This window comes from Paenibacillus konkukensis (genome assembly GCF_023523925.1).
Taxonomy (GTDB): Bacteria; Bacillota; Bacilli; order Paenibacillales; family NBRC-103111; genus Paenibacillus_S; species Paenibacillus_S doosanensis.
Window position 1 is genome coordinate 7,163,956 of record NZ_CP027059.1, and the last position, 13,749, is coordinate 7,177,704.

The following is a 13,749-nucleotide window of genomic DNA, read 5'->3' on the forward strand; positions in this document are numbered from 1 at the left end:
GTCTTTTTTTTCTACGAAAATAAAAAAGTGATAGAAAAACTTAATTTCTCCGTGCTGGAGCGCGATTTCGTCGGCTTGATCGGCTCTAACGGAGCGGGGAAAACGACGCTGCTCAAAATGATTGTCGGGCTGCTGAAGCCTACGCAAGGCGAGATCCGTCTGTTCGGCGAGCCTGTCTCCTCCTTCCGCGACTGGGAGAGGATCGGCTACGTCCCGCAAAAAAATGCGTTCAATCCGCTGTTCCCGGCCACGGTGCGCGAGGTCGTCATGTCCGGCTTGTACGGCAAGAAGCGGATGTTCCGCCGCATGAGCAAAGCCGACCAGCAGAAATGCGAGGACGCGCTCTACGTCATGCGCATCGAGGATTTGGCGGACCGGCGGATCGGCCAATTGTCCGGCGGCCAACAGCAGCGGGTTTTTCTGGCGCGTGCGCTTATCAACAACCCGGAGCTGCTCATACTGGACGAGCCTACGGTCGGCATCGACGCGGAAACGCAGGCCGGTTTCTTCCGGATGATCCGCCATATGCATCAGCATCACCATATTACGTTTATTATGGTTTCCCACGACATGGATATGGTACAATCTTATATTGGAAGCGAACCCGTACAGAAGAGCGGAACGCTTTCGTTTTACGTCAAGCATACCCATGCGCCGGAAAATTGCAGCGAAACGAATTTGACCCACTCGATTCAGCAGCTGCGGGAGCAAATCGAAGTCTTGTCTTGATCAAACGGGTGTAAGCTGAAGCTAGGAGAGAATCAGGTGGATATTTTTACAGAATATTTTTTTCAACGGGCTTTATTGGGAGGCTTGTTGATCGGTTTGGCCGCTCCTATGATGGGCGTGTTTCTGGTGCTGCGCAGGCTGTCGATGATCGGCGATACGCTCGCGCACGTATCGATTGCCGGCATCGCGCTCGGCTTCCTGCTCAATGTGTACCCGATCGGCGTCGGGCTGTTGTTCGCCGTGTTGGCTTCCTTCGCCATCGAATGGCTGCGTAAAGCGTACAAAACGTATGCGGAGCTATCGATAGCGATCATTATGTCCGGCGGCGTAGCGCTGGCGACCTTGTTGTTTACGCTCGGCAAAGGATTTAACATTAACGTGATGAGTTATTTCTTCGGGAGCATCTATACGCTCGATACGGGAGATTTATGGGTCGTACTGGCGGTGACCGTCATTGTGGTCGGCGTCATCCTGGTCAATTACAAGGAGCTGTTCCTGATGTTTTTCGACGAGGATGCGGCCGGGGTAAGCGGTCTTCCGCTCAAATTTTATAACATGATGATTACGATCCTGACGGCGCTCGTCATTACGGTCGCGATCAAGATCGTCGGCGCGCTGCTCGTCTCGTCCTTGCTGACGATTCCGGTCGCCTGCAGCCTGCTGGTGGCCCGCAGCTTCCGCAACTCGCTTTTCTGGGCCGTGTTGTTTTCGGAGATTGCGGTCGTCGGAGGATTGGTCGCCGCGGGCGTATGGAGTCTGGCTCCGGGAGCGACGATCGTCTTGTTCCTGATCGGCCTGTTGATCATCAGCATGTTCGTGAAACGGGGTTTGCGTTTATAAGGCTCCGAAAGAAAGGAGTTCAGGCATGGAAATCAATATGTGGATCGCGCTGTGGGCAGGCGTAGCTTCGTTCATCTCCCCCTGCTGCTTGCCGCTCTATCCGTCTTATTTATCCTACATAACGGGCGTTTCCGTCAGCCAATTGAAAAATGCCGGCGGCGAAGCCGGCGTGCGCAGCAGGACGGTGCTGCATACGCTTTGTTTTATCGTCGGATTTTCGATTATTTTTTACAGCTTGGGCTGGGGCGCGGGACTCGTATCGAATTTTTTCATCGATTTTAAAGACTTGCTTCGGCAGATCGCTGCCATTTTAATTTTTGCGATGGGCTTGTTTCTGGTCGGCATTTTTCAGCCGCAATGGCTGATGAAGGAGCGCAAGCTGCAGTGGAAGTTCAAGCCTGCGGGCTATGTCGGATCGGTGTTGATCGGCATGGGTTTCGCGGCGGGCTGGTCACCGTGCATCGGGCCGATTTTATCGGCGATTTTGGCGCTGGCCGCTACGAATCCCGATTCCTGGCTGCCGCTGATTACGGCGTATTCGCTCGGCTTCGCGATTCCGTTTTTCGTACTCGCTTTTTTCATCGGAACGACCAAATGGATATTGCGGTATTCGGGCAACATTATGAAAGCGGGCGGGGGCCTGATGATCTTGATGGCGATTTTGCTGTACACGGATCAAATGACCCGCATTACCATATGGCTGAATCAGATTACCCCCGACTACTTGAAGTTTTAAACCGGTTAGGTAAAATAATCGATCGTTGCGTTAGGGAATTTTTCGAAAATTTGCTCCGTAATAAACTCGCGCAGCGCCGTGGCCTGCTCATCGGGATATACATATTTGCCTTGGCCCCAGCGCCCCCATTTGTACTTGCGTTTCGTTTCGTCAAGCTCCAGCTTTGTTTTCGGATAACGCTGCAAAATGACGTTTTTGGCCGTTTTCGTAAAGCGGTGCTGGATCAGCTCAAAGGTCAAATCAGAGGTAGCTTCTTCGGGAAGCGCCTCTTTTAATTTGCCCAGAAGCTCGCGGTAGCCTTCTTCCCAGCCTTCATGCCAAATAATGGGGGCGATAATAAAACCGAGCGGATAGCCGGCTTTGGCCACTTTGCCCGCGGCGGTAATTCGTTCGCCGAAGCTGGAGGTCGCCGGCTCGAAATGCTTGATTACATAATCCGCATTGACGCTGAAGCGAAATCGCGTATGCTTATTATGCTTGGCGTCGAGCAGCGGCTCCACGTGATGGAATTTCGTCACGAAACGAAGCCTGCCGAGCGGCTCCTGCCCCATAAACTCGATCAGCTCTTTGAGCGAGCCGCTAATGTGCTCCAGACCGACCGGATCGGATGTGCACGCAGCTTCGAATCGGGTGATCTCCGGGGCCCTCTCGTCAATATAGCGCTTGGCGGCTTGAAGAATATCGTCGGTGTTGACATAGACACGAATATACGGCTTCGCGCCGAGCGTCGTCTGCAGGTAGCAGTAGTGGCAGTGGGCCATGCAGCCGGTGGCGATCGGGATCGCATATTCCGCCGAAGGCTTGGACGTGTCGAACTTCAGCGTTTTTCGAATGCCTACGACGAGCGTTCTTTTGGCGATGCGGTATTTTTCCAGCTCGCTGTCTCCCGGCAGGTTGGTAATCCGGTTATGAGAGGTAGTCATATGAATCGGAAGGCCTTGCTCTTTGGCCCATTGCCATATTTTTTGCCCTTTCGGGTAATTCAGCGCATCCGGTTCGAAATAAACGAGCTCCGGTACGAATACTTCCGTCTGCCGCATCGCGGGACTTTCCGTTGCGACCGCCATGCCGATTCCTCCTTCATGCGGGCCTTGGTACAATTTCATGACTTGACTTGCTTCGATAACCCGGCTGTGTTATAGTAAAAGGCGCTTATAACGACCATAGTTTGATCCAGAATGCTTCTGCTCACACGTGGAAAATGCACCTTGGAGAAGCGCTTGTCTCTTCATATATGGACGGGCAAGAATTCAGCGGATTTGCGCCATGGTTTGATGATGTACGGGAGGAAAGCGTATGGCTACACCGAGCATGGAGGATTATCTGGAGAGGATCTACAAGCTCATCGACGAGAAAGGATACGCGCGCGTGTCCGATATCGCCGAAGGGTTGGAAGTTCATCCTTCTTCTGTGACGAAAATGATCCAAAAATTGGATAAAGACAATTATTTGGTGTATGAAAAATACCGTGGTCTCGTATTGACATCCAAAGGGCAAAAAATGGGAAAGAGACTGGTGGATCGGCATCAATTATTGGAACAGTTTTTAACGTTGATCGGCGTATCGGAAGATACGATCTATAAAGATGTAGAAGGCATTGAGCATCATCTCAGCTGGGATTCGATCACCTGCATCGAAACGCTGGTCGAATATTTCCGGAGAGAGCCTTCGCGATTGGAAGACCTGATGGCGCTGAAAAGGGAAATGGACGAATCGTAACAGCCTGCATCCGACTTGCTCGGGTGCTTTTTTTGGTATAGGAGAACGAATCGAAGCGCGGCGCGCTATAGGTCACTGTATTCTTTTGCAACAAAAAGGACAAATATGGTATAGTTTGCGTATATATGCTCGTTCCTAGAGGTGAATGTTTTTGCTAAAAAAGCTAGTTCCGCAACTGCAGGTAAATACGATTTACGATATCGATCTGAATGAATTGTGGAAGCAGGGCAAGCGCGGCATCATTACGGATCTGGACAATACGCTGGTGGGCGCCAAGGCGCCGCTTGCGACGCCGGAGCTCATCGATTGGCTCAAGGTCGTCAGCCAGATCGGCTTTCAGGTTATTATCGTATCGAATAATAACAAGCTTCGCGTCAGCCAGTTCGCCGAACCGCTGTCGCTTCCTTTTATTTACCGGGCAAAGAAGCCGACCCGCGCGGCTTTTCATAAGGCGATGCATTTGATGAATTTGCGTCCCGAGCAAACCGTGGTCATTGGCGATCAGATGATGACGGATGTGCTCGGCGGCAACCGGATGGGGCTGTATACGATTCTCGTACTGCCGATTGCGCGCAAAGACGAAGGCTTTTTCACGAAGGTCGTTAACCGGAATTTGGAAAAAGCCGCTTTAACTTGGATAAGAAAGTAGGTACACCATGACAGAAACCCATTTGGACCAAGCGGCCTGCGCAGGCTGCGGAGTCAAGCTTCAGACGGAAGACCAAAGCGCGCTCGGGTACGTCCCGAAGCAAGCGCTTAGCCGGACGCCGGTCATTTGCCAGCGCTGCTTCCGCATTAAAAACTATAACGAAGTATCCGGCATCACCCTGGATCAGGACGATTTCCTGAAGCTGCTGAGCCATGTAGGGACCACCCGGTCGCTCGTCGTGAACATCGTCGACATTTTCGATTTCGAGGGCAGTCTGATCAGCGGCTTGCCGCGCTTTGTCGGCAACAATCCGGTCGTGCTCGCCGTGAACAAAATCGACCTGCTGCCGAAAGTGACCAATTACAATAAAATCGTCAATTGGGTCCAAAGACAAGCGAAGGAATTCGGTTTGAAGGTCGTCGAAGTCGTTCTTTGCTCGGCCAAGCAAAATATGGGCTTCGAGCGTGTCGTCGAAGCGCTGGATAAGCACCGGGACGGCCGCGATATTTATGTGGTCGGGGCGACGAATGTCGGCAAATCGACATTGATCAACCGGCTGATCCGCGATTACAGCGATCTCGATGCCGAGCTGACAACCTCCCAGTACCCGGGCACGACGCTCGATCTGGTCAAAATTCCGCTGGACGACGGCACGTTCGTTATCGATACGCCGGGCATTGTGTACAAGCATCGGCTGACGGAGCTTGTCAGCAAGCGGGATTTGCAAAAAGTGATGCCGGATCGGCCGCTCAAGCCGCTGGTATTCCAGCTCAACGAGCAGCAGACGCTGTTCTTCGGCAGTCTGGCCCGGTTCGACTTCGTGCAGGGAGCGCGGCAATCGTTCACCTTCTACGTCTCCAATGCGCTTAACGTGCACCGGACGAAGCTGGAGAGGGCCGATGAGCTGTATGAGGAGCATAATGGCGAGATGCTGGCTCCTCCGGCGCGGGAAGAGCTTGAGCTGCTGCCGAAGCTGGTCAAGCATACGGTACGGATTCCGAAAGGGAAGCTGTACGACGTTTCGATTTCGGGCCTTGGCTGGGTGAAGGCGAACAGCGATGCCGGAGCGGATCTGGTCATTCACGCGCCGCGCGGAGTGAAGGTCGCCGTCAGGGAATCGATGATTTGATGCGCGCCGGGAAGCCGCACGGTCCGCGGCCGAGCGGCTTGCGCGCCAACGCCAATATGGAAGCGGGAGCGGGTTGAAACTATGGGGAAATTGGACAGTCACACGATTATGTACGGCGTTTTCGGCGATCCGATTCGTCACTCCAAATCGCCGATTATGCTTAACCGTGCTTTTGAGGAAGCGGGAATCAACGCTGCTTACGCGGCGTTTCATATTTTACCGGGACAGCTGAAGGACGCGGTGGCAGGTATTCGGGCGCTGCAGTTCCGCGGCGTCAACGTCACGATTCCGCACAAGGTGGAAGTGATGGACTACATGGACGAGATTGACGAAGGCGCCCGGGTTATAGGGGCCGTCAATACGATCGTCAACGATAACGGCAAGCTTACGGGCTACAACACCGACGGCATCGGCTACGTCCGTTCGCTGAAGGAAGAGACCGGCATCGAGCTCTCCGGCAAGAAGGTGCTCATTCTCGGGGCCGGAGGCGCGGCTCGCGGCGTCGGCTACGCGCTGGCGAAGGAGGGGGCCAAGCATATATACATCGCTAACCGCAATCCGGAGAAGGCGGTCGTTCTTGCCGCCTCGCTATCGGAGTTCACGGGAACGACCGGCCTCTCCTCGGAGCAGGCGGGCGAAGCGGCGGGCGAAGTAAGCTTAATTGTCAACATTACGCCGGCGGGGATGCATCCTAACGTAGACAGCGTGCCGATGGACGCGTCGCTGATCCGCAGCGGGGTCGTCGTCAGCGATACCGTGTACAACCCGCTTGTCACGAGGTTTCTTCGCGAAGCGGAGGCCAGAGGGGCGCGAATTCATCCGGGCTTAGGCATGTTTATTTATCAGGGCGCATACGCATTTGAATATTGGACCGGCGTGCCTGCGCCGATCGCGGCGATGCGCCGGGTCGTCGAGCAGTCGTTCGTTTAAAGAAATAATACAGTAGAATAGAGGCAATCATCATGCTAACAGGCAAACAAAAACGATATTTGCGTTCAATGGCGCATCATTTGAATCCGATCTTCCAGGTAGGCAAAGGCGGCGTCAACGACCACCTGATCCGCCATATCGAGGAAGCGCTGGAGGTGCGCGAGCTGATTAAAGTGACCGTGCTGAACAACTGTATGGAGGACCGCAGCGAAGTGGCGCAGCAATTGGCCGAAGGAGCGGGTGCCGAGCTTGTGCAGGTTATCGGCAAAATCATCGTCCTGTATAAGGAATCCCGTGACAACAAGAAGATCGAGCTGCCGGTCTGACCGGGAGAGAGGCCGATAATTGTCGCGAAAGAGGTGTAGCTATGAAGGTTGGGATCATGGGAGGAACCTTCGACCCGATTCATACCGGTCATTTGATAGCGGCCCAAAGCGCGTGCGAGCAGGCGAAGCTGGACGAAGTATGGTTTATGCCGACGAACGTTCCTCCTCATAAGAGCGAGGCTCCCGGCGCTTCGGCGCGGCAGCGGTGGGAGATGGTCGCTTTGGCGGTAGAGGGCAATCCGCGCTTTAAGCCGGTCGACCTGGAACTGAAAAAAGGCGGAGTCTCCTACAGCATCGATACGGTCAAACTGCTGACGCAGACATATCCCGGCATTCATTTTTATTACATTATCGGCGCGGATATGGTGCAATATTTGCCCAAGTGGTATAAAATCGGCGAGCTCGTGCAGCTCGTTTCGTTTATCGGATTGCAGCGGCCCGGCTATGAAGTGGAGATTTCCAGCCTGCCCGCAGCTGTCCGCGAGGCGCTCATCATGGCGCAGATGCCCTTAATGGAGCTGTCCTCCACAAACATCCGCGAGCGTCTGAGCCGGGGGCTGCCGGTACGGTATAGGGTCCCGGACAGCGTAAATGATTATATCGAGGTGAACGGTATCTATGGATCGTAAACAGCTGATGGAATCGGTCAAAGCTCAGATGCCTTCCAAACGGTGGGAACATACGCTCGGCGTTATGGAGACGGCGGTCATGTTGGCGCGCAGGTACGGCTGCGATCCGGAGAAAGCTTATTTGGCGGCGATTCTTCACGATGTTTGCAAGTATTGGCCGGTCAAGGATCAGGGGGATGTCATCCGCGACAACGGATTATCCGCCGATCTGCTGGACTATGACAAGGAACTGTGGCATGCCGCCGCGGGCGCTTTCGTAGCCAAGCGGGATTACGGGATCGACGATGAGGAGATATTGGACGCCATACGATACCATACCTCGGGCCGGGCGGGCATGTCGCTGCTGGAGAAGGTCGTCTGTCTGGCCGACTATATCGAGCCGGGGCGCGATTTTCCGGGCGTGAATAATATCCGCGAAATCGCCGAACATAGTGTAGAGAAGGCACTCATTGCCGGTTTTGACGGAACGATCCGGTTTTTGCTGGACAAAGGGAAAAAGGTATATCCGCTGACGATCATCGCGCGCAACAGCCTGATCGAAGAAATCGTCGGGTAAAGCGGAACCAATATCGTCTTAGGCGGATATTGTACAATAGAAGGATTTAACGGTGAAAAAGAAAGAGGAGGAACATGAATGAGCATAACCCCGGAACAACTGATGGCCCTTGTAGTAGAAGCGGCTGACGACAAGAAAGCGATGAACGTGGTGACTTTGAATCTGCAGGGGATCTCTTTGATTGCCGATTATTTCGTCATTTGTCACGGCAACTCGGAGACGCAGGTGCAAGCGATCGCAACCGAAATTCGCAAAAAGGCCGAGGAGCAGGGCGCGCGCTTGCGCGGTATGGAAGGAATGGATACGGCACGCTGGGTGCTTGTCGATATGGGCGATGTCGTGGCTCACGTATTCCACCGCGATGACCGGGAGTATTACAATATCGAACGGCTGTGGTCCGACGCGAAAGTGGTTGAGCAAGTATGAGATTGGAAGCGGGGACCCGGGTTAAGCTTGAAGTAGCGAGAGAAGTATCGCCCCACGGTTATTTTTTGACCGATGGGGCTCAGGACGTTCTGCTTCATTACAGTGAAATCGAAGGGGAAGTTGCCGTCGGACAGCAGGTCGACGTATTCCTGTTCTTCGATACGGAAGACCGGCTCGCGGCAACGATGCGCACTCCGCTCATCAGCCTCGGCGAAGTGGCGCTGCTGGAGGTCGTCGACATCCACCGCCGCTTCGGCTGCTTCCTGGAGATGGGGCTCGGACGCAATCTGCTGCTGCCGTTCCGCGAGCTTCCCGAGCTGCCGGAGCTCAGACCGCAGGTCGGCGACAAAGTGTTCGTACTGCTGGCTCATGACCGGCAGGGACGGCTGGTGGCCAAGCTGGCCGGAGAGCCGGACTTGCAGCCGCTATGTTTTCACGCTCCGACGAGCTGGAAAAACAGTTTGGTTAAGGGCAGAGTGTACAAGACGCTGCAGATCGGCACCTTCGTCGTGTGCGAGGGCGGCGTGCTGGGATTCGGGGCGATCGGGATGATTCATGCCTCGGAACGGACAAGACTGCTTCGTCTCGGCGAGCAAATCGAGGTGCGAGTCAGCTATGTTCGCGACGACGGTAAAGTGAACTGCACGATGCGCGCGCCGAAGGAAGTAGGACGCGACGAGGATGCGGAGCGGCTGCTTCAATTTTTGAAGGAACGTCCGAACGGATCGATGCCGTATTCGGACGAAACGCCGGCCGACCTTATTTTTCAACGGTTCAAAATCAGCAAATCGGCGTTCAAGCGGGCGATCGGCAAGCTGATGAAGGAAGGCTTGGTGTACCAGCAAGGAAGCTGGACGCACTTGAAGCAGGAACAAGACCAGCAGATCGAAGAATAACGGAAGATACTGCTGCCGCCGGCAATCCCGGGACTTTTTTGCCACCTAGGAGGAAGGGCGGAGAAGGACGGGAATGCCGGTTTTTGCATTTTACATAAACAAAGGGATGTTGATAGCCGTGGCCTATGAATTGTTTGCGTATCATTATGACCGATTGATGGAGGAAATGCCTTATCCGCAATGGCTCGATTTCCTGGACCGCTGCTGGGACAAGTACGGGCATCCGCAGGAAATCGCCGATCTGGGCTGCGGTACCGGCAGCATCGCGATTCCGCTAGCCCGGCAGGGATATGCGGTATACGGCATCGACTTGTCCGAAGACATGCTGGCCGTCGCGCAGCAGAAAGCGGCCGAAGCGCAGCGGGAGCGGCCGTTCTCCGGCAAGGGCGAAGTGACCTGGCTGCAGCAGGATATGCGGGACTGGGGCTTGCTGAAGCCGGTCGATGCGGTCATTTCGTTATGCGATTGTCTGAATTATTTGCTCGAAGAGCAAGACATAACGGAAGCATTCGCCAACGCATACGCAGGGCTCAAAGACGGCGGCTTGTTCGTGTTCGACGTCCATACGCCGTACCAGCTGGAGGCTTATGCGGAGGAACAGCCGTTTTTCCTGAATGAAGACGATATCGCGTATATTTGGACCAGCGAGTTTGACGAAGAACGCTGTGAAATCGAGCATGCTCTGACGATCTTCGTTCAGGACGCGGCGGGAGCGGAGCAAGAACGGCAAGCCGCCGGGACGGAGCGCTTTCGCCGGGTGGACGAGGTCCACGTGCAGAGGGCGTACCCGCTGGACTGGCTGAAGCGGCAGCTGTTTTCTGCCGGGTTCAAGGAAGTCGATTGCTATGCGGACTTCTTATGGAAATCGGTCACGGAAACGACGCAAAGAGCGTTCTTCGTAGCGCGGAAGTAGCAGGGGCGGTACGAAGGTTTGCGATCGTGCATAAGCTACATATTCATGATCAGCTTCACGATCGCGAATATAATTCCCCATAAGGGGAGGGCGAGCACGATGCCGTTAACGATGCCTGTCATGGGACGTACACCTCGAATCGGATGAATGTGCGGCAAGCGATGCCTTCGGTTTGGATGAGAGCGAAGGCAGAGGTCGACCGACTGCCGTGCGTTGGGGACGAACGGCTTCTTAAGGGCAAGTCCGTCAATCGGTTCGGCGTCGCTTGTGTATTTCTAGCTTTTCCATTTTATGTGAAAGCTAATCCGTATGTTCAGGTGCGGGCGGCGGCGAAGAGCCTAAAGCGTATTCAGACGGCCTATGGACTTGACATCGCTGCCGTTTTTTGCATATAATCGCCTTATATGTATATTGCGGCTGTGATAAGGAATAGTAGCTCTTGCGCATCGTCTTGCAGAGAGCCAGCGGTTTGGTGGAAGCTGGCAGATGATAGGAGCGAACTCGCCTTGGAGCCAGAAGGTGAAATTCGTTACCGGCGCGGCGGCTTGTCCAAGGCCTCGTTTACCGGCATCAGAACTTAGCCTGATCGTCGCCCTCGCGTTAAGGGGAAGAGTGAACACGGGTAAAGCATGCCCGCTGTTAACTAGGGTGGTACCACGGGAAGCACGCCTCTCGTCCCTAGCGTTGCGCTAGCGATGAGAGGCTTTTGTATTTTTTTAAGCATTTATGAAACCACATGCAAATGAGTTGAAGTTTGAATGGGTGAAAGGGGCACAATCGTATGACACAGGAAGTAAAGGAACAGCAGGGGTATAACCCGCTGGTTGTAGAACCGAAATGGCAGGGGCATTGGGAACGGAACAAAACGTTCAAAGTGCTTGACGACGACAGCAAGCCCAAATTTTATGCGCTGGATATGTTCCCGTATCCGTCCGGAGCAGGTCTTCACGTAGGCCACCCGGAAGGCTACACCGCTACGGACATCGTATCCCGCTACAAGCGGATGCGCGGCTATAACGTGCTTCATCCGATGGGCTGGGACGCCTTCGGCTTGCCTGCCGAGCAGCACGCTCTCGATACGGGACAGCATCCCCGCGACATTACGATCAAGAACATCAACAATTTCCGCCGGCAGATCAAATCGCTCGGTTTCTCGTACGACTGGGACCGCGAGATCAGCACGACCGATCCGGAGTACTATAAATGGACGCAATGGATTTTTATCCAGCTGTATAAAAAAGGGCTCGCTTATGTAGACGAAGTGCCCGTCAACTGGTGTCCTGCGCTCGGAACGGTGCTGGCTAACGAAGAAGTGATCGACGGTCTGAGCGAGCGCGGCGGCCATCCGGTTATCCGTAAGCCGATGCGTCAATGGGTGCTGAAGATTACCGAATACGCGGAGCGCCTGCTGGAAGATCTGGAGGAGCTTGACTGGTCCGAATCGATTAAAGATATGCAGCGCAACTGGATCGGCAAATCGAAGGGAGCGGAAGTGACGTTCGCCATCGAAGGCCACGCGGATGCCGACTTGAAGGTGTTCACGACGCGTCCGGATACGCTGTTCGGGGCGACATACTGCGTCATGGCTCCCGAGCATGAGCTGGTGGAGCGCATTACGACCGCGGAGCAAGCGAATGCGGTGAAGGAATATCAGGAGAAGGCGGCGCGCAAGAGCGATCTGGAGCGTACCGACCTGGCCAAAGAGAAGACCGGAGTATTCACGGGCGCTTATGCGATCAATCCGGTGAATGGCAAAAAAACGCCGATCTGGATCGCCGATTACGTGCTTGCAGGTTACGGTACCGGAGCGATTATGGCGGTGCCGGGTCATGACCAGCGCGACTGGGAATTCGCCAAGCAGTTCGGCCTGCCGATCATCGAGGTGGTCCAAGGCGGCGACGTGACGAAGGAAGCTTATGCCGGCGACGGCGAGCATGTCAATTCCGAGCAGCTGAACGGACTTAACAACGAGCAGGCGATTGCGGCTATGATCGAGTGGCTGGAACAAAGCGGCAAAGGACAGGGCAAAGTGACCTATCGTCTGCGCGATTGGCTGTTCAGCCGTCAGCGTTATTGGGGCGAGCCGATCCCGATTCTTCACCTGGAAGACGGAACGATGAAAACCGTGCCTGAGGATCAGCTTCCGCTGCTGCTGCCGGACGTTGAGCAAATCGCTCCTTCCGGAACGGGCGAGTCTCCGCTGGCCAACGTGACCGAATGGGTGGAGACCGTCGATCCGGAAACGGGCATGAAGGCACGCCGCGAAACGAACACGATGCCTCAGTGGGCGGGCAGCTGCTGGTATTACTTGCGCTTCATCGACCCGAAGAACGATAAGGAGCTGTGTTCGCCGGAGCTGCAGCAAAAATGGCTGCCTGTCGATCTGTACATCGGCGGCGCCGAGCATGCGGTGCTTCATCTGCTGTACGCTCGCTTCTGGCATAAGGTGCTGTACGATCTGGGCGTCGTATCGACGAAGGAGCCGTTCTATAAGCTGGTTAACCAAGGCATGATTCTAGGTGAAAACAACGAGAAAATGAGTAAATCCCGCGGCAACGTCATCAATCCGGATGAGATCGTGAACGAGTTCGGCGCCGACACGCTGCGCATGTACGAAATGTTTATGGGGCCGCTGGAGGCGACGAAACCGTGGAATGTGAACGGCGTAGAAGGCTCGTTCCGTTTCCTGAGCCGGATCTGGCGTCTGTTCATCGGAGAGAACGGACAGCTTTCGTCCAAAATCAGCGCGGATGAAACGCTGGGCAGCGACTCGTTCAAACGCACATGGCACCGTACGATCAAGAAGATTACGGAAGATTTCGATGCGCTTCGCTTCAATACGGCGATCAGCCAGCTGATGATTTTCGTCAATGAAGCTTACAAAACCGATCGTCTTCCTAAGCAAGCGATGGAGCATTTCACGCAAATGCTGTCCCCGATTGCACCTCACTTGGCTGAAGAGCTGTGGGAGAAGCTGGGCCATACCGAATCGATCACATATGCCGTTTGGCCGGAATACGACGAGGAGTGGACTGTCGATAACGAGATTGAAATCGTAGTGCAGGTGAACGGCAAAATCGTGGAACGCGTCATGGTATCCAAGGATGCGAACGAGGCGCAGATGCAGGAGCTTGCGACAGGGCTTTCCAAAGTGCAGGAAGCGATGAACGGCAAGACCATCCGTAAAGTGATTGCGGTAAAAGGTAAGCTGGTTAACATCGTCGTAGGGTAACTGGATTGGGGGACGCGGGCTTGGCGTCCAATACTAAAA

General features: G+C 54.5%; 14 protein-coding genes, 1 pseudogene and 1 other annotated feature. Of the genes and pseudogenes, 14 read left to right on the forward strand and 1 reads right to left on the reverse strand.

The features are described 5' to 3' along the window. Positions 1 to 69 precede the first annotated feature (69 nt). The 3 genes and pseudogenes from SK3146_RS31105 to SK3146_RS31115 all read left to right on the forward strand — a co-directional run. Positions 70 to 729, forward strand: a pseudogene (locus SK3146_RS31105) (metal ABC transporter ATP-binding protein); the annotation flags it as partial. Between the two features lie 36 nt (positions 730 to 765). Next, entirely contained in the window at positions 766 to 1,569 is an 804-nt protein-coding gene (locus SK3146_RS31110; protein WP_249862429.1) for a metal ABC transporter permease, read from the forward strand. A 25-nt stretch (positions 1,570 to 1,594) separates the two neighbouring features. Continuing rightward, positions 1,595 to 2,305, forward strand: coding sequence for a cytochrome c biogenesis CcdA family protein (locus tag SK3146_RS31115; RefSeq protein ID WP_249862430.1), 711 nt, complete (start codon positions 1,595 to 1,597; stop codon positions 2,303 to 2,305). 5 nt (positions 2,306 to 2,310) lie between these two features. Here the strand turns inward: SK3146_RS31115 and splB are convergent, their stop codons facing one another. Continuing rightward, positions 2,311 to 3,372, reverse strand: a complete 1,062-nt coding sequence (splB, locus tag SK3146_RS31120; RefSeq protein WP_249862431.1) for a spore photoproduct lyase — start codon at positions 3,370 to 3,372, stop codon at positions 2,311 to 2,313. Between the two features lie 229 nt (positions 3,373 to 3,601). Here splB and mntR point away from each other — a divergent pair, with 229 nt between their 5' ends. From mntR to leuS, 11 genes are all read left to right on the forward strand, one after another. Beyond that, positions 3,602 to 4,024, forward strand: coding sequence for a transcriptional regulator MntR (gene mntR / locus SK3146_RS31125; protein ID WP_249862432.1), 423 nt, complete (start codon positions 3,602 to 3,604; stop codon positions 4,022 to 4,024). A 151-nt stretch (positions 4,025 to 4,175) separates the two neighbouring features. Then, positions 4,176 to 4,673: a YqeG family HAD IIIA-type phosphatase gene (locus SK3146_RS31130; RefSeq protein WP_249862433.1), complete on the forward strand. Its 498-nt coding sequence runs from the start codon at positions 4,176 to 4,178 to the stop codon at positions 4,671 to 4,673. 7 nt (positions 4,674 to 4,680) lie between these two features. Continuing rightward, positions 4,681 to 5,802, forward strand: a complete 1,122-nt coding sequence (gene yqeH, locus SK3146_RS31135; RefSeq protein ID WP_249862434.1) for a ribosome biogenesis GTPase YqeH — start codon at positions 4,681 to 4,683, stop codon at positions 5,800 to 5,802. 81 nt (positions 5,803 to 5,883) lie between these two features. Then, positions 5,884 to 6,732, forward strand: a complete 849-nt coding sequence (locus SK3146_RS31140) for a shikimate dehydrogenase (protein WP_249862435.1) — start codon at positions 5,884 to 5,886, stop codon at positions 6,730 to 6,732. A gap of 32 nt (positions 6,733 to 6,764) precedes the next feature. Further along, positions 6,765 to 7,058 (forward strand): ribosome assembly RNA-binding protein YhbY, encoded by a 294-nt coding sequence (gene yhbY / locus SK3146_RS31145; RefSeq protein WP_249862436.1) that lies wholly within the window; start codon positions 6,765 to 6,767, stop codon positions 7,056 to 7,058. 41 nt (positions 7,059 to 7,099) lie between these two features. After that, positions 7,100 to 7,687, forward strand: coding sequence for a nicotinate-nucleotide adenylyltransferase (locus SK3146_RS31150; RefSeq protein WP_249862437.1), 588 nt, complete (start codon positions 7,100 to 7,102; stop codon positions 7,685 to 7,687). Next, positions 7,677 to 8,243 (forward strand): bis(5'-nucleosyl)-tetraphosphatase (symmetrical) YqeK, encoded by a 567-nt coding sequence (gene yqeK, locus SK3146_RS31155; protein WP_249862438.1) that lies wholly within the window; start codon positions 7,677 to 7,679, stop codon positions 8,241 to 8,243. Before SK3146_RS31150 ends, yqeK begins: the two co-directional genes overlap by 11 nt. A gap of 78 nt (positions 8,244 to 8,321) precedes the next feature. After that, positions 8,322 to 8,669 carry a ribosome silencing factor gene (rsfS, locus tag SK3146_RS31160; protein WP_249862439.1) on the forward strand — a complete coding sequence of 116 codons (348 nt, stop codon included), beginning with the start codon at positions 8,322 to 8,324 and terminating at the stop codon, positions 8,667 to 8,669. Next, positions 8,666 to 9,565 carry a CvfB family protein gene (locus SK3146_RS31165; RefSeq protein ID WP_249862440.1) on the forward strand — a complete coding sequence of 300 codons (900 nt, stop codon included), beginning with the start codon at positions 8,666 to 8,668 and terminating at the stop codon, positions 9,563 to 9,565. The genes rsfS and SK3146_RS31165 overlap by 4 nt, the downstream gene beginning before the upstream one ends. 106 nt (positions 9,566 to 9,671) lie before the next feature. Beyond that, positions 9,672 to 10,478, forward strand: coding sequence for a class I SAM-dependent DNA methyltransferase (locus SK3146_RS31170; RefSeq protein WP_249862441.1), 807 nt, complete (start codon positions 9,672 to 9,674; stop codon positions 10,476 to 10,478). Positions 10,479 to 10,888: 410 nt separating this feature from the next. Further along, positions 10,889 to 11,161, forward strand: a binding site (T-box leader). A 98-nt stretch (positions 11,162 to 11,259) separates the two neighbouring features. After that, positions 11,260 to 13,710 carry a leucine--tRNA ligase gene (gene leuS / locus SK3146_RS31175; RefSeq protein WP_249862442.1) on the forward strand — a complete coding sequence of 817 codons (2,451 nt, stop codon included), beginning with the start codon at positions 11,260 to 11,262 and terminating at the stop codon, positions 13,708 to 13,710. Positions 13,711 to 13,749: the final 39 nt, after the last annotated feature.

Bases quoted from the DNA above. Each gene is read 5' to 3' on its own strand.
- SK3146_RS31115 (WP_249862430.1), top strand. From the start codon at position 1,595: ATGGAAATCAATATGTGGATCGCGCTGTGGGCAGGCGTAGCTTCGTTC.
- splB (WP_249862431.1), bottom strand. From the start codon at position 3,372: ATGGCGGTCGCAACGGAAAGTCCCGCGATGCGGCAGACGGAAGTATTC.
- mntR (WP_249862432.1), top strand. From the start codon at position 3,602: ATGGCTACACCGAGCATGGAGGATTATCTGGAGAGGATCTACAAGCTC.
- yqeH (WP_249862434.1), top strand. From the start codon at position 4,681: ATGACAGAAACCCATTTGGACCAAGCGGCCTGCGCAGGCTGCGGAGTC.
- SK3146_RS31140 (WP_249862435.1), top strand. From the start codon at position 5,884: ATGGGGAAATTGGACAGTCACACGATTATGTACGGCGTTTTCGGCGAT.
- yhbY (WP_249862436.1), top strand. From the start codon at position 6,765: ATGCTAACAGGCAAACAAAAACGATATTTGCGTTCAATGGCGCATCAT.
- SK3146_RS31150 (WP_249862437.1), top strand. From the start codon at position 7,100: ATGAAGGTTGGGATCATGGGAGGAACCTTCGACCCGATTCATACCGGT.
- yqeK (WP_249862438.1), top strand. From the start codon at position 7,677: ATGGATCGTAAACAGCTGATGGAATCGGTCAAAGCTCAGATGCCTTCC.
- rsfS (WP_249862439.1), top strand. From the start codon at position 8,322: ATGAGCATAACCCCGGAACAACTGATGGCCCTTGTAGTAGAAGCGGCT.
- SK3146_RS31165 (WP_249862440.1), top strand. From the start codon at position 8,666: ATGAGATTGGAAGCGGGGACCCGGGTTAAGCTTGAAGTAGCGAGAGAA.
- SK3146_RS31170 (WP_249862441.1), top strand. From the start codon at position 9,672: ATGTTGATAGCCGTGGCCTATGAATTGTTTGCGTATCATTATGACCGA.
- leuS (WP_249862442.1), top strand. From the start codon at position 11,260: ATGACACAGGAAGTAAAGGAACAGCAGGGGTATAACCCGCTGGTTGTA.